The organism is Burkholderia sp. SIMBA_051 (assembly GCF_046534915.1).
Lineage (GTDB): Bacteria > Pseudomonadota > Gammaproteobacteria > Burkholderiales > Burkholderiaceae > Burkholderia > Burkholderia ambifaria.
Genome location: NZ_JAWRXS010000282.1, coordinates 1 through 272 on the forward strand (window position 1 = coordinate 1; position 272 = coordinate 272).

1 protein-coding gene is annotated in these 272 nt (G+C 66.2%); it reads right to left on the reverse strand.

Going from position 1 to position 272, the window contains the following annotated elements:
* The coding region (locus SB771_RS34540; protein WP_410721981.1) for an SCO family protein at nt 1–272 on the reverse strand (272 nt) is incomplete at both ends.

Here is a 272-nt window from a genome sequence, read left to right on the forward strand (position 1 = left end):
GCGCAGGGCCACGCGCAGCTTGCCCTCGGCGTCGATGACGTAGGTCAGCGCGGTGTGGTCCATGGTGTAGGACGAGCCGGTCGGGACCTTCTGGTAGAACACCTTGAATGATTGCGCGGCGGCGCGGGTCTGTTCGGCATCGCCACGCAGGCCGACGAACGCGGGGTCGAAGGCCTGCATATAGGCCTGCAGGATCTCCGGCGTGTCGCGCTCGGGGTCGACGGTGATGAACAGCACCTGCACTTTCTTGGCGTCGGCGCCCAGCAGGTTCT